Annotated in this window: 20 protein-coding genes and 1 riboswitch; of the genes, 1 reads left to right on the forward strand and 19 read right to left on the reverse strand. The window is 28.5% G+C overall.

The genetic code is table 11. The annotated features are described in order from the left end of the window. Nucleotides 1-14: 14 nt before the first annotated feature. From helD to MTX53_RS07650, 17 genes are all read right to left on the reverse strand, one after another. On the reverse strand, nt 15-2,282 hold the full coding sequence (helD, locus tag MTX53_RS07570) for an RNA polymerase recycling motor HelD (protein ID WP_244833121.1): 2,268 nt from the start codon (nt 2,280-2,282) through the stop codon (nt 15-17). Nucleotides 2,283-2,402: 120 nt separating this feature from the next. Beyond that, nucleotides 2,403-2,936, reverse strand: a complete 534-nt coding sequence (locus MTX53_RS07575) for an ECF transporter S component (RefSeq protein WP_244833122.1) — start codon at nt 2,934-2,936, stop codon at nt 2,403-2,405. Between the two features lie 71 nt (nt 2,937-3,007). Continuing rightward, on the reverse strand, nt 3,008-5,380 hold the full coding sequence (locus tag MTX53_RS07580; RefSeq protein ID WP_244833123.1) for a homocysteine S-methyltransferase family protein: 2,373 nt from the start codon (nt 5,378-5,380) through the stop codon (nt 3,008-3,010). Then, nucleotides 5,368-6,060 carry a vitamin B12 dependent-methionine synthase activation domain-containing protein gene (locus MTX53_RS07585; protein ID WP_244833125.1) on the reverse strand — a complete coding sequence of 231 codons (693 nt, stop codon included), beginning with the start codon at nt 6,058-6,060 and terminating at the stop codon, nt 5,368-5,370. The genes MTX53_RS07580 and MTX53_RS07585 overlap by 13 nt, the downstream gene beginning before the upstream one ends. Nucleotides 6,061-6,169: 109 nt before the next feature. After that, nucleotides 6,170-6,272: riboswitch (SAM riboswitch) on the reverse strand. A gap of 54 nt (nt 6,273-6,326) precedes the next feature. Then, nucleotides 6,327-7,280, reverse strand: coding sequence for an MraY family glycosyltransferase (locus tag MTX53_RS07590; RefSeq protein ID WP_244833126.1), 954 nt, complete (start codon nt 7,278-7,280; stop codon nt 6,327-6,329). Between the two features lie 124 nt (nt 7,281-7,404). Further along, nucleotides 7,405-8,046, reverse strand: a complete 642-nt coding sequence (locus MTX53_RS07595; RefSeq protein WP_244833128.1) for a V-type ATP synthase subunit D — start codon at nt 8,044-8,046, stop codon at nt 7,405-7,407. Nucleotides 8,047-8,049: 3 nt separating this feature from the next. After that, nucleotides 8,050-9,432, reverse strand: coding sequence for a V-type ATP synthase subunit B (locus MTX53_RS07600; RefSeq protein ID WP_244833130.1), 1,383 nt, complete (start codon nt 9,430-9,432; stop codon nt 8,050-8,052). Then, nucleotides 9,425-11,203: a V-type ATP synthase subunit A gene (locus MTX53_RS07605; RefSeq protein ID WP_244833132.1), complete on the reverse strand. Its 1,779-nt coding sequence runs from the start codon at nt 11,201-11,203 to the stop codon at nt 9,425-9,427. Before MTX53_RS07605 ends, MTX53_RS07600 begins: the two co-directional genes overlap by 8 nt. A gap of 18 nt (nt 11,204-11,221) precedes the next feature. Continuing rightward, nucleotides 11,222-11,533, reverse strand: coding sequence for a V-type ATP synthase subunit F (locus tag MTX53_RS07610; RefSeq protein ID WP_244833133.1), 312 nt, complete (start codon nt 11,531-11,533; stop codon nt 11,222-11,224). Next, on the reverse strand, nt 11,526-12,527 hold the full coding sequence (locus MTX53_RS07615) for a V-type ATP synthase subunit C (protein WP_244833134.1): 1,002 nt from the start codon (nt 12,525-12,527) through the stop codon (nt 11,526-11,528). The genes MTX53_RS07610 and MTX53_RS07615 overlap by 8 nt, the downstream gene beginning before the upstream one ends. 12 nt (nt 12,528-12,539) lie before the next feature. Beyond that, nucleotides 12,540-13,130: a V-type ATP synthase subunit E family protein gene (locus MTX53_RS07620; protein ID WP_244833135.1), complete on the reverse strand. Its 591-nt coding sequence runs from the start codon at nt 13,128-13,130 to the stop codon at nt 12,540-12,542. 18 nt (nt 13,131-13,148) lie between these two features. Further along, a complete protein-coding gene (locus tag MTX53_RS07625) occupies nt 13,149-13,634 on the reverse strand; it encodes a V-type ATP synthase subunit K (RefSeq protein WP_244833136.1) in 486 nt (161 codons plus the stop codon). A 14-nt stretch (nt 13,635-13,648) separates the two neighbouring features. Next, the gene (locus tag MTX53_RS07630) at nt 13,649-15,613 is read right to left on the reverse strand and encodes a V-type ATP synthase subunit I (protein ID WP_244833138.1); all 1,965 of its coding nucleotides are present in this window, start codon (nt 15,611-15,613) and stop codon (nt 13,649-13,651) included. Beyond that, entirely contained in the window at nt 15,600-15,926 is a 327-nt protein-coding gene (locus MTX53_RS07635) for an ATPase (RefSeq protein ID WP_244833139.1), read from the reverse strand. Before MTX53_RS07635 ends, MTX53_RS07630 begins: the two co-directional genes overlap by 14 nt. A gap of 373 nt (nt 15,927-16,299) precedes the next feature. Further along, nucleotides 16,300-17,958: a B12-binding domain-containing radical SAM protein gene (locus tag MTX53_RS07640; RefSeq protein ID WP_244833140.1), complete on the reverse strand. Its 1,659-nt coding sequence runs from the start codon at nt 17,956-17,958 to the stop codon at nt 16,300-16,302. A gap of 21 nt (nt 17,959-17,979) precedes the next feature. Then, on the reverse strand, nt 17,980-18,477 hold the full coding sequence (locus MTX53_RS07645; RefSeq protein ID WP_244833141.1) for a hypothetical protein: 498 nt from the start codon (nt 18,475-18,477) through the stop codon (nt 17,980-17,982). Nucleotides 18,478-18,580: 103 nt separating this feature from the next. Continuing rightward, on the reverse strand, nt 18,581-19,900 hold the full coding sequence (locus tag MTX53_RS07650) for a PQQ-dependent sugar dehydrogenase (RefSeq protein WP_244833142.1): 1,320 nt from the start codon (nt 19,898-19,900) through the stop codon (nt 18,581-18,583). 143 nt (nt 19,901-20,043) lie between these two features. On the opposite strand from MTX53_RS07650, the gene spoVB reads away from it, so the two are divergent. Then, complete coding sequence (spoVB, locus tag MTX53_RS07655; RefSeq protein ID WP_244833143.1) at nt 20,044-21,537, forward strand: stage V sporulation protein B; 1,494 nt, start codon at nt 20,044-20,046, stop codon at nt 21,535-21,537. Between the two features lie 53 nt (nt 21,538-21,590). Here spoVB and MTX53_RS07660 read toward each other — a convergent pair whose 3' ends face one another. Both MTX53_RS07660 and MTX53_RS07665 read right to left on the reverse strand, forming a co-directional pair. Beyond that, nucleotides 21,591-23,198 (reverse strand): polysaccharide biosynthesis protein, encoded by a 1,608-nt coding sequence (locus MTX53_RS07660; RefSeq protein WP_244833144.1) that lies wholly within the window; start codon nt 23,196-23,198, stop codon nt 21,591-21,593. A gap of 13 nt (nt 23,199-23,211) precedes the next feature. Beyond that, complete coding sequence (locus MTX53_RS07665) at nt 23,212-24,174, reverse strand: RluA family pseudouridine synthase (RefSeq protein WP_244833145.1); 963 nt, start codon at nt 24,172-24,174, stop codon at nt 23,212-23,214. Nucleotides 24,175-24,237: the final 63 nt, after the last annotated feature.

A 24,237-nucleotide genomic window follows, 5' to 3' on the forward strand; every position in this document is an offset into this window, starting at 1 on the left:
TTTTTATCATTTGTCTATATAAGACTCGTTATATCTTTGATTTTTAATACAAATTCATAATGAAGTGCCCTTGTAAGAACAACATATAAAAGTTTTTTATCAAGAATATTATCATTATAATTTTCTGATGAAGGATCATATATAACAGTACAGTCAAATTCAAGTCCTTTTGTTAGATACGATGGTATTATTACATTATCACATTCAGATAATTTTTCTTTACCGCCTATTATTTTAAATTTATTCTTACTTTTTTTCTTTAAAATTTTATATAATTTTTCTCCCTCGTCTAAATCCTTAGTAATTATTCCTATACTATTTTTTCCATTTTTATGAACAAAATCAATAATTTCATCTATCGATTCAGTTGGGTTCTCTTTAGCATCTATTATTTTAGGCTTAATTCCATGACGAAGAACAGGTTTAGCACTCTTTAAATTTAAATTCTGCATATTTAAAACTTTATCAGCAAATTCAATAATCTCAACAGTTGAACGATAGCTCTTAGTAAGTTCTACATATGTTGCATCACCATTAAATATATCTTTAATAAGATTATCCCATGTATTTATTCCTTTATAATAATATATCCCTTGGGCTAAATCTCCAACAAGTGTTATAGAATTTCCATATGAAAATCTACTTATAAGATAAACTTGAAACTCACTATAATCCTGTGCTTCATCCACTACAATATGTTTATATTTTTCTTTTTCAGTTACTCCGTCTAAAAGAATTCTAAGATAGAAAAATGGAACCAAATCATCTTCATCAATAATATTATTCTCTCTATTGCTTAAATATTCGTTTCTAATATAGATAGCAAGATCTTTACTTAAATAATTTTTTGAAAGCTCTATATATGATTCCTCTTCAGAAAACATATTATAATAAAGATCCTTAATTCCTATACCTTTCCATTTTTTAAAATAATCCTCAAATATCTTTTTACTATCTTTTAAAATTTTATTTTTTATTGCATCTCTTTCATCATATACTTTTATTATATTTTTTCTTTTTTCTTCAGGATTTTCAAATTCTTCTTTAACTTTTTTTATTTTAGGAATATATAAAAGTTCTACTTTCATTAAAAGAGAATTAATTTTATCTTTTAATTTAAGATTAAAATATTTTCTTATCTCATTTTTCCTTTTATTTATAGGATATGATTTAAAATCCTCAGAATAAAGTTTTATAATCTCTCTCTTTCTAAAAAGAACATAGTCCATAACTTTAATATCTTCAATATCTTTTGCACTCTGATCAACATTATTCATATAATCATCAATCATTTCTTTAAAGCGTATAGAACCTCTAAATCTCGCAGATTCAATACATAAATTTTTCTTTTTTTCATCTTTTTCGTGCATTATATATTTTAGCTTATCGTCTTTAGTATATATACTTCCCCTTATTTTTGCTTTATGTTTTACAAAATCATAAAAAGTAAATTGTTTTACTTCATCTGCACCAAGACTTGGAAGTATATCAGAAATATAATTTAGAAATAATTTATTTGGAGCAAGTACTAAAATATCATTTTCATGAATATCTTCTTTATATTTATAAATTAGGTAAGCAAGTCTATGAAGTGCTACAGTAGTTTTACCAGATCCAGCAGATCCTTGAACTATTATAGGGAAATTTCTTGGCCATCTTATAATTTCGTTCTGCTCTTTTTGAATAGTTGCAACTACTTCTTTTAATTTTTTTCCTCTGCTCTCTTCAAGATTTAGCTTAAGGAACTCATCAACAAGTTCATTTCCTTCTTCATTATTAATTAGAAGATTATCTCCTTCATCAAATATATTCTCAATTACACCATCATGAATTATAAATTTTCTTTTTAAATTTAATATTCCTTCAATTACTCCAGATGGAGATTTATATTCTGCTCTTCCATAAGTACCACTATAATATAAATCTGCAACAGGTGCTCTCCAATCTACAACAACCTCTTCTACTTTGTCATTATTTATTATTCCTTTTTTACCTATGTAAAGAGTCTCTTCACCTCCAAGTTTTTCATCAAAATCTATTCTAGCAAAATAAGGCTTTTTTTTAGCTTCTTCAAAACTTACAATATCATTATTTGTAAGTTTTATTGTCTTTTCAAGTGTTTCTTTTTCTGCATTATAACTTCCTTTTGCCTGTTTTGATAATTTTTTTATTTTATCTAAAATTCCATTTCTATATTCTTCTTTAGATTTTAACTCATCACATATAAGGTCAGTTTTATTTTTTAAAACTACCTTCTCTTCTTCTAATATTTTCTTTTTCATTTTTTGTCCTCTTTTATTGTTAATCTTATTCAATTTTACATTTCATTAATGCATTTATCAACCTTTTTAATTAAAAAAAGAAAACGGAATACAAAATTCCGTTTTCTAAGTTCTTTATACTTATTTAGATACATTAACTGAAAAATCCCCAAATACATTATATATATCTGTCTTCTTTATCTTTGATAAAGATTTTATAAAGAAATATGATATAATGCTATCAACTGAGTGATGAATTACACATCCAACTAATGTTATTATAAGTAGTGGATATGCAGTAACTCCTATAAATGGAATTGAAACTAACATTTCAAGTATTCCATGAATCGGTGCTGTTATAGTAACAGCTTCTAAGAAATTTTTTCTTCTTAATATGATCTCTGCTCCTATAAGACCAACAATAATATGTGTTGCAGCTCTACAGACTACAGGTAAAGGACATCCTGCAATTAAAAAGCCTATTGTTGATCCAATGCCTACAACAACTGCTACAAAAGGAGAAATAAGCATTGAAAGAATCATAGGTACATGTGCACATAATGTTGCTGTATATGTTCCTATAACAACTCTTAAAAATCCAAACTGTATCGGAATTATTATTGCAAATGCAGTAAGAAGCCCCGCATAAGTCATCTGTTTAATTTTATTATTCATTAAAGTACCCCCTAAAATATTTACTGTATATACAGTAGTATACTATAAGGTAGTCCTTCTGTAAAGCTATTTTAGTCTAAAACTTTTTTTGCAATTTCTACGGATTCCTTCGCATCCTTTGCATAAAAGTCTGCACCTATCTTTTTAGCATAATCCCTTGTAAGGACTGCTCCTCCTACAAATATTTTTCCATCATAACCGCTTTCTCTTAAAGCTTTTATAGTACTTTCCATGCTCTTTATTGTTGTTGTCATAAGAGCACTTAATCCTACAAGCTTTACATTATTTTTAATTGCTTCTGATACTACTTTTTCTATAGGTACATCTTTACCAAGATCTATCATTTCATATCCATAGTTTTCTAAAATTACTTTTACTATATTTTTTCCTATATCGTGAATATCACCTTTAACTGTTGCTATTACTATCTTGCCCTTTGATATATTATTTACTGATTTTTTTGACATACTTGTTTTTAATACTACAAATGCATTTTTTACAGTCTCGGCTGCAAGAATAAGCTGTGGAAGAAATAGTATTCCTTTTTCATATTTCTCTCCAACAACATCGAGTGCAGGAATAAGATATTCATTTACTATATCAAGTTCACTTTTTGTTTTTAAAAGTTCTTTTGTAACGTTTGTTGCTTCCTCTTTAAGACCTCTTATTACTATATATTTTAAATCCTTATCTCCACTTTTCTCTTCTATAGCATCTGATAATTCAGTTTCTTTATATTTTTCAATATATGTTGATGCTCCAATATCATAATTGTAAAGTACATTATATGCATCTATAACCTTCATCATTCCTTTTTCATTAGGATTCATAATTGGAAGATCAAGACCATTTGCAAGAGCTAATGCAAGAAAATTTTCATTAATAATTTTTCTATTTGGAAGACCAAAAGAAATATTCGATACTCCAAGAAGTGTCTTAACTTTTAATTTTTCTTTTACCATTCTAACTGCTTTTAAAGTTTCCTTAACTTCTTTCTGCTGTGCTGATACTGTTAAAACTAAGCAATCAATAAATACATCTTTTCTATTTATTCCATATTCCTCAGCTTTTTTTACTATTTTTTTAGCTATTTCAAATCTTTCTTCAGCTTTTTTAGGTATTCCTCTTTGGTCTAATGTAAGACCTATTACAGATGCTCCATATTTTTTTACTATAGGAAGTATACTATCTAAAACCTCATCTTCCCCATTTACTGAATTTAATATAGGCTTTCCATTATAATATCTAAGACCTGTCTCAATTGCAGCTCTATCAGATGAATCTATTTGAAGTGGTATATTAAGTATACCCTGAATTTCTTTTACAACTTTTCTCATAAGATATGGCTCATCTATTTCAGGAAGTCCTACATTTACATCTAATATATGAGCACCAGCATCATACTGGTCTATTGCCTTTTTTAAAATATAATCCATATCTTCATTTATAAGAGCTTTTTGAAACATCTTTTTTCCAGTTGGATTTATTCTTTCTCCAACTATTCTTACTCCATCTATCTTGACTACATTTGAAGGTGTACATACTGCAAAATACTTATTATCTTTTAAAGGTAGAATTTCTTTTCCTTTAACTTTTTCTTTAATTTTTCTTATATACTGAGGGTTAGTTCCACAGCATCCTCCAACTATTTTTACTCCGTAAGATACAAATTCAGAAATTGCATCAGAGAATTCTTCTTCATCTATATCATATACTGCTTCATTATCTTCATCTATCTTAGGAAGTCCTGCGTTAGGCTGAACCATAACAGGTATGCTCGAATTATCAAGTATTGTTTTTATAACAGGTTTCATTTCATTTGGTCCTAATGAGCAATTAATTCCAAGTGCATCTACTTGAAGTCCTTCAAGAACAAGAACCATAGCTTCAGGTGTACATCCTGTAAATGTACGCATATTTTCTTCAAATGTCATTGTTGCAAAAACTGGAAGATTGCTATTTTCTTTTGCTGCTAAAACTGCTGCTTTAAGTTCATAAAGATCTGTCATTGTTTCAAATAAAATCACATCAGCTCCAGCATTTTTTCCAGCTATTATCTGTCTTTTAAAAATATCATATGCCCTATCAAAACTTAAAGTTCCCATAGGCTCTATAAGCTCTCCTATAGGTCCTATATCAAGTGCAACATAAACATCTTTATTTTTAGCTGCATCCTTTGCAATTTCTACAGCACTTTTTATTATCTCTTCAACATTTAAATTACCGAGTTTTAATTTTAATTCATTTGCCCCAAATGTATTAGTTGTAATTACCTGTGCTCCACTTTCTATGTATTCTCTATGAATGCTTTTTATAATTTCTGGATGTTCTAAATTTAATCTTTCGGGATTATCTCCAAGTTTTAATCCTCTTTTCTGAAGCATTGTTCCCATTGCTCCATCAAAAATTAGTATATTATTTTTTATGTAATCTATAAGCTGCATTTATTTTCCCCCTCTTTTCTAAAAGTGCATGTTTTATAGTTTTTGCAATTTTTGCATTTATTATCACTTATTAATTGTTTTTTATTAGTAAAGCCTATTATCGCTGTAACTGATTTTCTAGGTATAAGAATATTTTTTTCAGATACTGTAAGTCCTATTCTCTTTTGTGCATTTAAAACGGCAAGAAACATCCCCTGAACATCAAGAGTAAGATCTCCATACCCAGGACTATATCTAAATGTTATATCCAAATTTTCTTTTAGAGCTTCATTTTTTATCCTTTCTTCTAATATGTCACATATTTTTTCAACAGCTGTAGTTGCGCATGAATCTAATATAAGAGCACGTGTAAGTTCAGTTTTTTCATAAAGCTTAATTTTATTTTCTATTTCATAACCAATAGTTACTGCCATAAAAGCTGCTTTTTTTGAATTTTTAAGAAGTTTTTTTATATCATTTCCTTCTAATATTAGATTAGTATCTTTAACACGTATGTTATTATCTAAAAATTCTAAGTTTCCATATTGAATAACATACCTCGGTTTTACTAAATTCAATGTTTCCTTTATACATTCATCTATAAGTTTTTCTATATAACTAGTCATACTCTGATTTTTATATCCAAGATATCTTAAAACTTCTTTTTTATCTATTTCAGTTAGTCTTATGTCATTTTCCATAATCATCTGCCCCTTTTGTGTTTAAAACTTTCTTATATCAATATAAATAATTCTCAAAAATTTTATACAAAAAAAGTTTAAAGGTATTTTCCTTTAAACTTCTTTAAAATACCTATCTACCAGTAACACTGCAGGATTTAGCACCTTATACTTTATTAAATATCGGTTGCTGGGTTTCACAGGGCCAGTCCCTCCGCCTCTCTTGATAAGTTTCAATATTTTATTATATAGTATCATAGATTAAAATATAAATCCACCATTACATATTATGCTTTTATATATAAAAGAAGAATTGAAATAAGACTAAATAATATACTTATTGACATAATATAAAATACAATCTGATTTATAGTAAAACCTTTTTCCTGAAGTCTAAAGTGAATCTGACTTCTATCTGCTTTATATACAGGTTTACCTTCAGAAAAACGCTTAAGAATTACAAATATATTATCAAAAATAGGTACTGCAAGTGCAAATAATGGAATAAAAAGGCTCATAACTGTAGCCTGTTTAAATGCACCATCAAGTGCAGTAATACTTAATAAAAATCCTAAAAAATTAGCACCAGAATCCCCCATAAATACCTTTGCAGGATATTTATTATATAAAAGAAATCCTAATATAGATCCACTAAGTATCATAGAAACTATAGCCGAATTGTCAGCCTGATTTAAAATAAGTGCTGCAATAAAAAATGTAATTGCTGAAACAAGAGATAGTCCCCCTGCAAGTCCATCCATTCCATCGGACCAATTAATTACCGTAGTAACTCCAAAAATCCATGTTATAGTAAGAAAAAATTGAAGCATTATATTAAGAGAAATATATTCTCCATTAAACGGGTTTGTAAAACCTACAAAAGCAATTCCTGATTTAAAAATTATGATTGCTGCAAAGAGTTGAACTACAAGTCTCGGAAAAATTTTAAATTCTTTTCCTCTTGTCTTATAATAATCATCAATAAGTCCTATAAGAAGTATCAAAGTTGAAGAAATAAATATAGTAAATCTCATTTTTATATTTTCATCAACAATAATAAAGTAGGGAATGAAAAATCCTATGTATAATGCAATTCCTCCACATAAAGGCTTTGGATTTTTATGTTTTTTTCTTTTATTTGGTTTATCTGTGAAGCCTACCTTTTTAAAAATCTTTATAAGCAGCGGCATTACTACTGCTGAAATGATAAATGCAATAACTGCACCTACAATATAGTTCATTCGTTTCTAGCTCCTTAGTTATTATTATCTTAAAATAAATCTTTTTTATTATACTATTATTCACAATTTATATCAATAATAATTAAATAATTAAAAAAGCTGCCGCAAAACGGCAGCTTCTATTCTATGCTCTTTCTTGAATCATAGACTTAACTTTCATAAGTCTAGTTGTTGCACCTCTCTCATTTTCTTCAAGCTTCATTTTTATATCTCTAATTGTTTCTTGAAGTCTTGGAATAGTCATGTATTCTAGTGCATTAACTCTTCTTCTTGTCTTTTCAATTTCATCAGCCATTAATTGACCTGATTTTTCAACTTCTGCTAGTTCAAGAAGTTTTGGAAGAATTCCATAAAGCTTAGCTATAGCATCATCAAGTTCAGATGATGTATTTGCAAATCCATAAGGATAGATGCTTCCTTCATCTCCTTCAAGCTGTCTCTTAAAGTTCATGACAGGAACATTTACACTCATGATATTTTTATTTCCTACATCAACTGTTATTTTTTCTTTTGGATAAACAATAGCTTCTTCAAGGAATTCAGAACTCATAACAGCCCTTGCCATAACAAAGTCTTTTAATGAGCCTGAAAGTTCATCTTCAACTTCTTTTCTGATTTTGTTATTATATTTTATCAAATTAATAAACTGTCTCATAAGCTCATCTTGTTTATCTTTTAAAAGCTTATGACCTTTGCTTGCTGTTTGAAGTCTCTTTTTTAGCTTTGTAAGCTCCATTCTTGTAGGATTAACATTTAGCTTTGCCATAGACTATTCTTCCTCTCCCTTAGGCATATACTTTTCAAGGTATTCATCTCTGATTCTCTTAAGTTCTGTTTTTGGAAGCATTTTAAGAAGTTTCCATCCTAAGTTAAGAGTTTCTTCTATTGATCTATTAGTTGTAAATCCTTGATTTACATACTGATCTTCAAATGCTTCTGCAAATTTAGCATACTTCTTATCAACATCAGATAATGCTGATTCTCCAAGTATTGCTGATAATTCTTTTGCTTGTTTACCTTGTGCATATGCTGAGAATAATTGGTTCATAGTATCTGCATGATCTTCTCTTGTCTTTCCTTTACCAATACCTTTATCTTTAAGTCTTGATAATGAAGGAAGTACATCTATTGGAGGCATTATACCTTTTTTGTATAAATCTCTTGATAAAATAATCTGTCCTTCTGTTATATATCCAGTTAAATCTGGAATTGGATGAGTTTTATCATCTTCTGGCATTGTAAGTATTGGAATCTGAGTTATTGAACCGCCTCTTCCTTTAATTCTTCCTGCTCTCTCATATAATGTAGAAAGGTCAGTATAAAGGTATCCTGGATATCCTCTTCTTCCTGGAACTTCTTTTCTAGCTGCTGAAACTTCTCTTAATGCTTCTGCATAGTTTGTTATATCTGTTAAGATTACAAGTACGTGCATATTCTTTTCATATGCTAAATATTCAGCTGCTGTAAGAGCCATTCTTGGAGTAGCTATTCTTTCAACGGCTGGATCAGATGCTAAGTTCATGAAAAGAACTGATCTATCTATTGCGCCTGTTCTCTTAAATTCTTCAACGAAGAACTGAGATTCTTCGAATGTAATTCCTATAGCTGCGAATACAACTGCGAATTTTTCTTTTGAGTTTAGAACTTTTGCCTGTCTTGCTATCTGTGCAGCAAGTTGTGCATGTGGAAGTCCTGATCCTGAGAATATAGGTAGCTTTTGTCCTCTAACTAATGTGTTTAGCTGATCAATTGCAGAAATACCTGTCTGAATAAATTCTGATGGGAAATCTCTGGCAGCTGGATTTATAGCTTCACCGTTTATATCTCTTCTCTCTTCTGGAATAATCTTTGGTCCATTATCAATTGGATTGCCCATTCCATCAAAGACTCTACCAAGCATATCTTCTGATACACCAAGTTCAAGTGGTCTTCCTAAGAATTTAGCTTTAGTACCTTTTAAATTAATACCAGATGATCCTTCGAATATCTGAACCATTGCTTTAGATCCATTAATTTCAAGTACTTTACCTCTTCTTTTTTCACCATTTTGCATTTCAATATCAACAAGTTCGTCGTACTTAACACCGCTAACACCTTCAACAATCATTAAAGGTCCAACAACTTCGGTAACTGTTTTATATTCCTTAGGCATCCTGAACCCCTCCTTCGCTGATTAATTTATCGATAGCAGCTTTTAAGTCTACGCCGATCTGATCAATTTTTGCTATATCATCTTCATGGATATACTTACTTCTTGCAATTCTATCCACGATATCATCTAATCCTTCAATCTTGTTTAAGTAAACTCCAGCATCTAATGCTCTGTTTCCTTCATCCATAACTGAAAGTATTAGTTTAAGCATCTTATACTGCTTACTAAGTGAAGCATAAGTATCAACTTCATGGAAAGCGTTTTGCTGAAGATAATCTTCTCTTAAAGATTTAGCAACATCAAGCTTTAATCTATCTTTATCTGATAATGCATCAATACCAACAAGACTTACTATTTCTTGAAGTTCTGATTCTTCTTGAAGAATAGTCATTGCTCTTGCTCTAAGTTTAGACCAATCTGGTGCTACTTCATCATTTAAATAATCATCAACAGTTTCCTGATATAATGAATATGAAGTAAGCCAGTTAATTGATGGGAAATGTCTCTTATATGCAAGTTGTGCATCAAGTCCCCAGAAAACTTTAACTATTCTAAGTGTAGCCTGGCTGACTGGTTCTGAAATATCTCCTCCTGGAGGTGATACGGCTCCAATTGCTGTAACTGCTCCTTCTCTTGCATCTTTACCTAAGCAAACAACCTTACCTGCTCTTTCATAATAATCTGCAAGTCTTGATCCTAAGTATGCTGGATAACCTTCGTCTCCTGGCATTTCTTCAAGTCTTCCAGACATTTCTCTTAATGCTTCTGCCCATCTTGATGTTGAGTCTGCCATTATGGCAACTGAATATCCCATGTCTCTGAAATATTCTGCAATTGTAATTCCTGTATATATAGATGCTTCTCTGGCTGCAACTGGCATATTTGAAGTATTAGCTATAAGAACTGTTCTCTTCATTATGCTTTCGCCAGTCTTTGGATCTTTTAATTCTGGAAATTCATTTAAAACATCTGTCATTTCGTTTCCACGTTCTCCACATCCAACGTAAACAACTATTTCAGCATCTCCCCATTTAGCTATCTGATGCTGTACAACTGTTTTACCAGCTCCGAATGGTCCTGGTACTGCAGCTGCTCCACCTTTTGCAACTGGGAAAAATGTATCTATAACTCTTTGACCTGTAGTCATTGGTTCTATTGGCTTTAACTTATTTTTATAAGGTCTGCCCTTTCTTACTGGCCATTTCTGCATCATTTGAAGATCCTTAGATCCCTTTTCTGTTTCAACAGTACAGATAGTTTCTACAATAGTGAAGTCTCCTTCTTTTATATCTGTAACTTTACCAGAAACACCATATGGTACCATAATTTTTTCTTCAACTATACTAGTTTCTTGAACAGTACCAAGTACATCTCCCTCTGATACCTCATCTCCTACTTTTACAGTAGGTTTAAATGCCCATTTTTTCTCTTTATCAAGAGATTCTACTGCAACACCTTTTGTTAAGAATGGTGATTTTGCAGCCTGCATAAATTTATCTAGTGGTCTCTGGATACCATCAAACATTGATTCGATTAATCCAGGTCCAAGTTCAACACTAAGTGGTTCTCCAGTAGTTAATACTGGATCTCCAGGTCCAAGGCCTGAAGTTTCTTCGTAAACCTGAATAGAAGCTTTATCTCCTCTCATTTCGATGATTTCACCGATAAGGCCTTTCTTTCCAACTTTACATACATCATATATATTAGCTTCATCCATACCTTCAGCAACAACTAAAGGTCCTGAAACTTTAATAATATTTCCGGTCTTCAACTTTTCTAACCTGCCTTTCTATAAAATATTAACGCCAACAGCTTTTTCAACGTTGTCACTTATTCTTTGCATTCCTATATTTAATGTTCCTTGATTACTTGGAATTAATATTACAGCTGGGAGTACTTCTCTATTATATCTTTCAATAGTCTCCCCTATAGTTTGTGCTACTTGCTCTGTTACAAATATTACTGCATAATCGTTCATGGCCATTTTATCAACAGTTTTTCTCGCTTCTTCAGCACCTATAACTGGAAATACATCTATTCCTAATGCTTTAAATGCTAAAACTGAATCTTTATCGCCAACTACTCCAATTTTCTTATACATAGATATCACGCAGCCTTTCTCTTATAACTTCGCCTGTAATATTATTAAGTTTCCCAACCATTATGATTCTGACAATTTTAATTTCTGTTTCTTTAGCATATATGTACGCTATTATAGGTTCAACTCCAAATGGAATAATCTTAGCTTCTTTCATCATATTCATGATAAAATTGTCTATAAGTTTTTCCAAAAGTCCTGCTGATCCTGTCTTTATATATGCTTCAATTCCTTCTTTAACAAACTCCGAATAATCTGACGATGAAAGTTTTGTAGAGATATTTTCAGGTACATCATTAAATAATGTAAGAAGTCTGTCTTTATCAATATATCCACCATCAATAATTACTGAATTAAAAAATTCTCTTTGTTTATTCTGTTTTTTAACTCTTAATAATGTTCTTATATTAGTTGAATCTATTGATGCAGATACATACTTATCTACAAATATATCATCTATTTTATTTTTTAAATCTGTTAATTCTTTAAACATATAATTATCTAAAATAATATCGACTCTTTGTGGATCTTTATTATTTTCGAAATCTTGAATTGTCTCTAAAACAGCTTCTTTTATAGTTTCAGGTAAATCCTGCATATCATCATTTAAAATTGCTCTTTTAATATCTGATACGTTAGCATTACCAATTGGAACTAAAAGATATGATAAATCTTTATTTAAAAATTTTCCCTTTAAAATTACTTTTATATTCTGATAAGTATATTTTATACTCATTAAATCTACAAGCATCTTTTCAGGACATATATCATACATTGTATTATAAAGTGCTTTAAGTGCTTCACTAAGCACTACTTCATAATCTTCAGCTCTTTTAGCACTGCTCATAACATTTGCATATTCTGTTTCCTGAAGCACTTTCATAGCTTCATCAGCAGAACTGGAATCAATCATTCTGTCAATTTTGGCTTTATCAAGGAGTTTTGTCTCATATACCCTAATTCTTGGGATTATTTGACCAAATTGCATCTTATCCATCGATTATCCTCCTTAATTAAATAGAACTTTTGCTACTTCAAACTCCAATTCATCTCTTAATGAATCTACTAAAGCTTCAAATGTATTGTTTATTTCAATACCATTCTTTTCTAAAATGAATCCACCTTTAAAATCAGAAGTTTCATCACTTATAGTAAGATTTCCTTTTTGTCCAAGCTCAGTATTTAATTCATTTAAAACATCTTTAGTTATTATTTTTTTACCTTCATTATTTAAGATGATTTTTTCGTCACCGTCAATTGCGGTATTTTTTATTGTCTCTTTAACAAACGATTTAAAATCTTCATCTGAAAGATTTGATAATTCTTCAACACTTTTTAAAAATACTTCATCAATTACATGTTGTTTTGCTTCAAGCTTATTATTTCTTGCTTTAAGCTCAGCTGATGAAATTATTCTTTCTTTTCTTGATGCTGCTTCTACTTTTGATTTTTCAATAACAGCTTCTTTAGCTTTTAGTGCTTCATCATTTTTCTTAGATAGGATTTTACTTTTTTGTTCGTTTGCATCTTTTAAAATATTTGCTTTCTTTTCTTCTGAATCATTTATAATTTTTGAAGTCAAATTTTTTATATTAGACATTACTCACACATCCTAATCCTAGAATAATTTAGTTACCATTAAGAATGAAACTACGAATCCTAATAATGCGTATGTTTCAACCATTGCTGCAAGAACCATACCTTTTGTATTATGTTCTGGTTTCTTAGCTAAAATTTGAATACCAGCTGCTGCTGCTTTACCCTGTGCAATTGCTGACCATAATCCTGCTATTGCAATTGGAAGGCATGCAAAGAATAAATAAAGACCCTGTGAAAGTGTTGTATCTGTAGAAAGTTTTAATAATACAACTAATCCAATAACGAATCCATAAAGACCCTGTGTACCTGGTAATAATTCAAGAATTAAGGCTTTACCAAATTTTTCTGGTTGTTCAGAAAGAAGTCCAGCTGCTGACTGACCAACAATTCCAACACCTTTAGCAGAACCTACTCCTGACATTCCAACTGCTAAGGCTACTCCTAAAGCACCAAAAATAAAACCTCCATTGTTTTCGAAAAAAAACTTAATCCAACTCATATCCATAATAAATTGTCCTCCTAATCTCTTTTTAAATTAATATATTTATTTTCAGTTTTAAACGGTTCAAAAGGTCTTCCCCCACCATCATAAAACTTAGAAAAATATTCTACATATGTTAATCTTAATGTATGAACATATCCACTTAATAATGATAATAGCAAGTTAATTGTATGTCCTATAACAAATATAAGTGGTCCTAAAATAATGAATCCAACACCTGGAATCATCTTCATGATCATATTCATAGCACCAGCGATTGATGCTCCTGAAAGTCCTATAGCCATAAGTCTTGTATATGATACAAGATCACTTACATAACTTGTAATACCATAAAGGCTATAAAGTCCTTGTGCAAGCTGTGCTGGTTTTGATTTCATCTCACGGCCTTGTGTAAGAATAATTACTATTGATCCAAAAATAGCCATAGCAATTGAGATATTCTTTATAGCTGGTGATACATTGAGCACAAAACTTGCACCGTATCCCATAAGTCCAACTAAAGCTAAAACCCATGAACCAACATCATAAAATGCATATAAATATTGATGATGTACTTTTATTAATATATATGCTTTCATTCCAAGTCCAAAGAATATCTGTATAAGACCAAATACTACTGACAAAACAAGTATTGTCATTACATCAGTATTAGTATCTATAAGATTTGGAAATTTTATAATATCTCCAAAAAATGATCCATAAATCAAACCAAATATAAAGCATGGAATACTTAAATATCTAAAGAACTTTAACATCTTTTTTGTTCCATCATTAAAATTAAAGAATTTCATTGCTAAAGTTAGTGCAACAAACATAACTATTCCATATCCCATATCTGCAACCATCATACCAAAAAATGCAAGATAAAATGGTGTTACAACTGGTGTAGGATCAATGTCATTATATTTAGGAAGGCTATACATTTCTGTAACGCTTTCGAATGCTGTATTTAAAGAATTATTTTTTAATTTTATTGGGACATCATCAATTTCTTCATCTTTAACATCTTCTAAATTTAAATAATAATCTTCTCCTGCAATTGTAGAAATTATACCTTCAAATTTTTTACTGTTTTCATCAGGAATCCATCCTTGAATCATAACAGTTTTTTTAGTTTTTAAAAATTTGTTACTTACAAATTTTCTTTTTGCAAGATTATTAAAATACTCATAAGCAAGTTCTAATACTTTTAATTCTTCTTCATAACCTGCAAGTTCTTCTTTTAATAGAAATTTATCAGAATCTAATAATGATACTTTTTCATTATAGTCCTGAATGAGTTTTAGTGGTCTTTCCTCTTCATTTGTTTTAAAAGGAGTAAAACCACATCCTCTTAATGACTCTTCGATACTATCGCTGTCATACTTGTTACATAATGCAAAAAAGTATGTATCCTGATTATCTTTTGAAATAATTTCAAGATAAGAATCATCATTTTGTTTAAAAATTTCTTCTAAAGTATCTGAATACTGATTTGCCATGCTTCCTAAAAATGCAACAGTATGCTTAAATCCATTTAAGCTTTCAAACGGTGCATCAAACTTTTCATAAGGTTTTAAACTTATGACAGCTGTCTGAAGTCTTGTTTTTTCATTTTCAATTTTAGAAAGCTTTTCTTCTTTTTCCTTCATCTTTTGACAAACCTGTTCCCAATTAGATGATAAGACTTTGTCTTTAAGTTCATCTATTGTATAAGAAGGAATCTCTTGACGAAGGCTCTGTATTAATGATTTTTTAGGTACATAATTTTCTAAAAACTGCAAGGCAAATTTTACTTTAGATAACTCGTCTTCACACTTAGCTAAATCTTCATCTGGTTCATCTTTTCTTAATTCTTTTAATTCCTCATTATTCTCAAGCATTGATTCATCTTGAAGATTAATAAACTCTGCATCAGAAAATGATTGAATTTTTTCAAGAAGTTGTTCCTTTTGAGATTCAAAAGCAAGGAGCGTGAATTTTTTCATTTTAACTATTGCCATGTAATTTCACTATCCTCTCAACCACTAATTTTACAGCATCTTTTTTCTTATTCTCAGATATATTTTCTATATCTGAAGAATCCTTTTTACCACCCTCAATTATAGGCTTAGCTAAAGATTCACCATCTTTTATAGCTTCGTTTATAATCTTTGTGGCCTCATCTTTCGCCTCATTTAAAGCAGAATCATAATTAACTTTTGCATCTTCTTTAGCTTTTTTAACAATTTCTTTAGCTTCATTAGTTGCATCTTTAACTGACTGTTCTGCATCAGCTTCGGCTTTTTTGATTTCTTCTATAGCTTCTAGTGCCAAAATATCACCACCTTTTTTCATTAAATACATGTAATAATATATATTAATACTTTATATAGTATTAATTACGTTGTTATTATTTATTATACACCAACATTCTATAATTTCAATTATATATGCCTATTTTCATATACATTTGAGTTTAAAATGTGCCTAAGTTTCCCTATTTCTTAGGTTTAACGAAATTTGTTAACATTTAGTGAACTTATATTTACATAACAATAATTAATGTTTATTTTGTATTGAATTACATCCTTTATTCGTTTCTTTTCTTCTTTTATACAATTATTTTTAACAAATTATAGGGCTTATCGTCTTTTATTATACAATAAATAAGTATATTTTGCTATTTCTTTTAATATTTGATTATTATTTAAATGCATTTAATATATTCAGTTTTATCATTAAATAAATAATACGTATCCTCTTCTACTATCTCTGAATCTTCTATATATTTTTCTATGTTAATTTTGAACTTTTCTAAATAATATTCTTTAAATGAATACTTTTCTTTTAGTTCTTCCTTTATACTCTTATCTTCTTCTTTTCCCATATCACTTCTTAAAAAATCTGGTAGTCCTCGTTTTTTATTAAATATTAAGTAATTAAATCTAAGTATTTCTTTTAAATATTTATTGCTTTCTTCTAATACAGTTTCATTAAAACCTAAAAATACTCTATAATATTCTGCATTTCCTATATTTTTATTGAAATATCCTTTCTTATCAAAATAAAGTGAAAGTAAATAATAAAAATCAAACGGCGTATCAAACTTATCTTCAAAATATTTAAGTATTAATCTAAATTTTTCAGAATTATAATATTTATCTACCATTTTTTCGACTTTTTTTAATTTTATCAGTTCCTCATACGAAATAGCATCTGTCTTTAGTATTTCATACGGTGGATATGGAGAAAATACCATGTTATATTTATAAGCTTCTTCTCTCATTGATGATCCTTTTAAAAGTTTTAAAAAGCCAAGCTGTATTTCATCTGGCTTTATTATATATAGATCATTAAATGATTTCTTAAAAGATTCATAGTTTTCTTCTGGAAGTCCAGCTATTAAATCTAAATGCTGTATTATATTTGTAAGCTTTCTTAATTCAATAACTTTTTCTTTTATATCTTCAAAATTTACATATCTATTTATATTATTTAATACTTTATTATTAGTAGTTTGAACGCCTATTTCAAATCTAAATCTTCCTTTTGGAGCTTTTTTTAGAAGTTCTATTTCATCATCTGTTAAAATATCTCCAGAAATTTCAAAGTGAAATTGTGTATTAGTATCTTTTTCTATAAGATACTTCCATATTGCCATAGCAAACTTTTTATTGCAATTAAATGTTCTATCTACAAATTTAACAAGTCTTACTTTTTTATTTATGAAATAGTCAAGTTCTGTGTAAACTCTATCAAGACTTAAAAATCTAACTCCATGGCTTGTAGATGAAAGGCAGTATTTGCAATTAAATGGACATCCTCTTGAGGCTTCATAATAAATTATTTTATTATTTAAATCCTCATCTTCTTCATACGGGAATTTCAAATCGTCCATAGACATAAGAGGCCTTTTTTCATTTTCAAATACTTCATCATTTACTTTGTAATAAAGATTTCTAACTTCATTAATGTTTAATTCTGATTTTTTGTATTTAATAAAATCTCTAAACGTCTTTTCCCCTTCACCCTGAATTACATAATCGCCACAGCTTTCTTTTAAAAATTTTCTTGAATCAAATGATACTTCAGGTCCTCCATAAAGTATTTCTATATTTTCATCAACTTTTTTTATAAGTTCTGAAAGTCTTTTTATAATCTCAACATTCCAAATGTAAACAGAAAATGCTACTACATCTGGTTTATTCTCAATAATCTTTTCTAGTATATGTTCTTCTCTATCGTTTATTGTAAATTCTTTTATCACGCACGTATAATCTATATCCTCTGTAAACTTTTTTAAAGATCTAACTGCTAGATTACTGTGAATGTACTGTGAATTTAATGCTGTAAGTAATATTTTCATTTTTTCTCTCCTGACAAAAATCTATTTATTAATGCATTTAATAAAGAAAATGTCTTCCCACATTTTAACTTCATCAATAACAAAATATTTTTGAACTATCTTTTGTGTTTCTTCTAAAGAAGAATCTATTAATATATTTAGATTTTTTAAGTCAAAATCCTTTATTTTTTTATTTGGTATGACAATTTTTATTTTATTATTAAATATTTTTCCTCTTGACTTATTTATATCCCATATATATAGTGTTCCATTTTGTTTTATATAATATTTAAGTTCTTTTAATATTTTTAATCTCTCACTATAGGTCCCTATTTTACTAAGCTGAAAAAACAATGTACAAATATCAAATTCTGATTTTTTCAAATTTCCCTTATTTTTTTCATCAACATAGTCTAATGAAATTTCTTTAGTTGAATCTTTACACAATTCATATATTATACCAGAATTCTTTTTGCCTACATCTAAAACATCCCCATCTATTTTTAAATCGTCCATTTTTATTACTAATGTTTTTCTCATACAGTTACCCCCTCTTATAACATATTACCATATTATGTAACTTAAAAGAATTATAAATAAAAGATGCTGCATAAATAAAACCATTTAAGTAGCATCTTTTATTTTACATATACTTTTTTAAATTATTTTCTATTTTTTTATTCTTATTATTTATAAGCATAATAATAAGTACAACTATAAAAAGTGTTCCGACTATTATAAGTGACGGAATTTTTAAATAATTTTTCATATAATTTCCTTCAATTTTAAATATATATCCATTACCACTATCTAATACATATATAGCTGAATCATCAGATATTATTTTTTTTATATCACTTTTATTATTAAGTCTTACTAAATTTAAAATGCTTAAATCATTATTTAAACATTTTATCATTTTTTCTTGTGTATCACAGAATATACATGAATCTTTTGATCCTATAAAACCTTCTCTATCAACTGCAAGAGATGATATTGATGAAAGATTGTAATACTCATAATATGGTGATGGAACTATATTTTGAGGCTGATTTAAAATAACCTTTTTTATATTTTTCCCTTCTTTTTCCCTAAATCTATCAGAGTCTATTGGATTTCCTCCAGAAAAATCTGGCCATCCATACCAAATACCTTTTTTTACTATATAGATATAATCACTATCATTATTTACTGGTCTATATCCTTCGTTATTCATTCCTTCTACAGCACATACAATTTCTCCACTACTATTAAAATCAATCCCCTTAACATTTCTTATTCCATAAGAATATAGTTCTTTCTTATTATCATTTAAATTTATAGAGTATATTGATGCATTTGCAATTTCATATGGTTCAACTTCTTGTCCTTTTATTGAAGAATTCCCATATGGCATGAACGCTCCAGTTTTTACATCTCCATAATTTTCTCCTGAAAGAGCTGCTTTAAATGGCATTTTATCATATGGTATTCTATTATCATCATACTCTTCACTTTTCTCTGCAATTCCCGAGTTTGTAACTGCTCCTATAGTAAGAAAAATTTTATTATCATTTATTTTTAATTTTCTGTCTAAATATCTTCCTTCTTCTGGTATTCCAGTTAATATTTCTTTTTTATCATTTTTATTTAAATCATATTTATAAAGCGCATCTCCATCAATAAAATAAATACAATTATCATAATATTCTATATCAGAAATTTGATTTGTATTTCCTGTATAGATAGTTTTTTCCCCTCTATCTTTATTATATACTTTAATTTTATCATCATAAGATATATAAAAATTATTATTTTCATCTCTGCAAAATGACTCTGCTTTTATACAGTTTTTCATTTCAATTCTTATTCTTATATCATCACTTAAAAGGTCTGTTTTATATTTAAATGAAATTTTTATCATTAAGAATGACAGAATTACTACAATTACAGTAATTATAGTCCATTTAATAAATCCTTTCACTAAAATGCCATCTCCTAAAAATTACTCCTTAATAATTTATATTCTATCATTTTACAATAATTACTATTAATAATAACATAATTTATTCATATTCAAATTGTTTTACGAATAAGTTTAACTGTAATATAAAGGAGTGGGATTCTTTGAGCAGAGATAACTTTTTTAAGAGTACTTTTTTACTTATTATATCAAATATTATAATAGGTTTTTTAAGTTTTCTTTTTTCAATATATATATCTAAAGTACTGTCCGCCGAAGGTATGGGCTTATACAATCTTGTTATGCCAATTTACAATTTATTCATATGTCTAATGTCAGCAGGTGTAGTAGCTTCGGTATCACAGATTACAGCTGTTTACATTCAAAAAAAAGAATACTGTAACATAAAAATGACGATAAGGACTCTATTATTTTTCAATATACTATGGGCTAGCATTATAGGAATTTCAGTTTTCTTTTTAGCTCCATATATAAGCAAATATGCAATAAAAGATGTTAGAACTCTTAAAGCTTTAAGAATAATATGTCCAGCAATGGTTTTTATTGCTTCTTCAAATATATTTAAAGGATATTTTTATGGTTCCTTAAAAATAAAAGTTCCAGCAGTTATTGATATTATTGAGAAATCAATGAGAATAGTAACTGTAAGTATATTTTTTCTAATTATAAAAAATAAAACTTTAGATAATTTAGTTGCCGCTGCAACTAGTTCTTTATGTTTTGGTGAATTTCAAAGTCTTATATTTTTATATATCTATTACTGCTATGAAAAATCTAAAATGCCTATTTCAAAATGCAGACATGAAAGCAGAATACAGCTTCTTTTTAATGTTATTGTAATTTCTGTTCCTCTTTGTCTTAATGGTTTTTTGACAAACATACTCGGCACAATTTCTACACTTATAATACCTAGAAGACTTATACACGCAGGTTTTACTTATTCTGAATCATTAAGCCTTATAGGACGATATAATGGAATGGCTCTTAATTTAATTACAATTCCTCTTATTGCAGTAAGTACTATTAATACACTCCTTATTCCCGATCTTTCAAAGTCGTTAAATGAGGGGAACAATATTAAGATTCAAAGAAGAATAAAAAAAGTAATTAAATCTGCATTTCTTCTAGGATTATGTACTGCAGTAATATGTAATATAATACCGCATGATTTAGGGTATTTATTTTATAAAAGGACTGATTTAGGAAACTATATAAGATTTGCATCATTGTCATCTCCAATTTTTTTTACTGCAACAACTATGTTTGGAATTTTAAATGGATTAAATAGACAAAAAATAATCTTAAGAAATTCTTTTATTGAAGCTTCTTTAGAACTTATATTATTGTATTTTTTTACAGGGATAAAATTTGTAAACATATATGGAGAAGTTTTAACTACAATAATCGCATGCAGCGTAGGATTTATTTTAAATATTCACGAAGTTAAAAAGCATGTTGATATAGACATAAATTTTACAAATGTAATAATCTATATTCTTCTTTCTATTCTTACTTTTGTCGTAATAAATATTTTTGCTAAAAATTTATTTTCTCAAATGATCTTTCTTAAAGTGTTATTTGTTACAGGAATAAGTGGATTTATATTTGTATACTTAAGCTTTTTTGGAGAAAATTAATTAAAAAGAGCTTATCACTATTTTGTCGTGATAAGCTCTTTAAATATATAATTCTATTTTAAATTCTTTCTTAAAAATCTAGGCATTATTCTATAAATTCTAGGCGAAACATCATATATGTCTTTCTTTTTTAACCCTTTTATTAATATGATCACATATAGATATGCTAACGCTCCAAATGATACCATTATGAGAGTTCCTATATCTTTTACTATAACTCCACAATTAAATACAACATACAACATAGATAAAGGATATCTTATAATACAAATCACAAATACCATTACAATAGATGCAATAAGTGGCTTTACAAAATATTTAATTAAGTGTGATTTTACTTTTAGTGATTTTCTAATTGCTATTTGATTTAAAACAAGCGGAATTATATACCACAAAAAATTACCAACTACTGCTCCTTTTACATTTATTGACGGAATTCCAACAAGAAAATAGTTTGCAGTTATTTTGGCTATAATACCTAAGCAGAATGTTCCAAGGACATAATATAATTTATTTATGCTCTGAAGAATAACACTCTGTATCTGAACAACCGACATAAGAATCAAAATAATAGATCCTATAAGCATAAGTTCATATCCTACATCAATAGTAAATAAAAGGATATAAATTTCCCTGCTAAGAACTGCTAATCCAAAAGATGCAGGTACAGTTATGATAAATACAAGTCTAAATATAAAATTAACTTTTTTTCTAATAGATTTTTTATCATGAACTGCCATAGCTGCTGACAATGCTGGCAAAACAGTCGTACTAAGGGCAGTTATTATTATAAGCGGAACTGATAACAATGTCTTATAACTACCAAGTATACCGTAAAGCTCATGACTCTTTTCACTTGAAAAGCCTGCAAAAAGCAATCTTGCATTTACGTTAACCATATCGACAAGACTTCCAAAATTCTGAAGTCCAGCACTTAATGTTATAGGAAATCCATATTTAAATAATTTCTTTATAATCTTTTTAGTTCTTGCTCTCTTTTTTACCTGATGAATTTTTTCTTTATGAATACATCTATCTCTTCTATATATAATCATCATATATAAAAAAGCAATAAGTGCTGCTATAGATGTTCCTACTGTTGCTCCAGCACTTCCGTATACAACACTTATTTTCATCAGTAAATATGCACATAAAAGGCTTACTACAATATTAACTATTTGCTCTATAACCTGTGATATTGCAATATGTGTCATACTATTTTTACCTTGAAAATACCCTCTATACGAAGATAACAAAGATGTTACAAATATACTTGGTGCAAGAAGTAATATTCCAAAAGATGCATCAGGATTATTTATTATCCTTCCAATAGGAAATGCAAAGGCCATAAGAAGTAGCGACAAAATACCACCTGCAAACGATAAAAGCATTTTAGATACTCTTAATGTATTTTCTGAATCAACTGGTCTTTCTAATGCATCAAATTCAGATACTATCTTAGCTATTGCTGGTTGAGTTCCTAAATTTGTAACTGCATATACAAATAAAAATACTTCATAACAGGTCTGGTATATTCCATATCCATCAAGTCCTATTATTCCTCTTAAAAAAGGTATATAGAATACAGATAATATTTTGCTTAAAATTCCTGCTATTGATAATAGCAAAAAACCTCTTCCAGCCGCTGATCTCTCTTCCATAACTTTCTCCTATCTAAAACTTAAATATATCATGCTTTATTTTTTTCAAAAATGGTGGAAGAGCTGCTGTTATAGTTTTATTCTGTAGATACTCTAATTTCCCACTCATAGCTCTAAAATTAAGCTTATATGCGTAAAGGAACTGATAATTGAGTCCATATTTATTTAAAAGGACTGAATTTATTTCTTTATCTCCATATTTAGAATCACCTGCAACTGGATTACCAAGATATGATAAATGTGCCCTTATCTGATGGCTTCTACCTGTAATAAGATTTATTTCTAATAGTGAATAAGCTCCATTACTCTGAATTGTTTTAACTTTCATAGTTATTTTTTTAGAATCTTCTACACTTTCTTTATATATTTTAGAAATATTTGTATCATGATTCTTTACTATATAAGCATTGTATACTCCATCAGATATTCTTCCTTTACATAAAGTATAATAGTATTTCTTTATTTTATCTTCTCTTATTGCTGCATTTATTTCTTTAAGTCCTTCATAAGTTTTTCCAAACATAACAATTCCAGATGTATTTCTATCTAACCTGTTACATGGTGATGGAACAAATGTTGTTTCTTTTTGAGGATCATAAAATCCTTTTTTGTAAAGATATGATAAAACATAATCTGTGAGAGATGGTTCCTCCTCATTTCCATCTGAATGTACTAAAATTTCTGGCCATTTTTCTACAATAATAATATTTTCATCCTCATATATTATTTTTAATCCATTAACCTCTACTTGTTCAAAATCTTTTTTGATATTCTGACTGTTTGTTTTTATGTATCTTATTTCTACAATATCTCCTTCTTCTAGAAAATATTTTTCATTCTTTTTACTTCCATTTACTCTTATGTCTTTCTTTCTTAATGCTTTAAATATAGCGCTTAACGGAACATCTTTAAGATACTTTCTTAAAAACTTATCAAGTCTTTGTCCTGCTTCATTTGGTCCTATCTTTATATTCAAATCTCTCACTCCCATATTGTGATATAATCTTAATTATTATAGACACATATATAATTTATTGTC

Source organism: Clostridium sp. BJN0001 (assembly GCF_022869825.1).
GTDB lineage: Bacteria > Bacillota > Clostridia > Clostridiales > Clostridiaceae > Clostridium.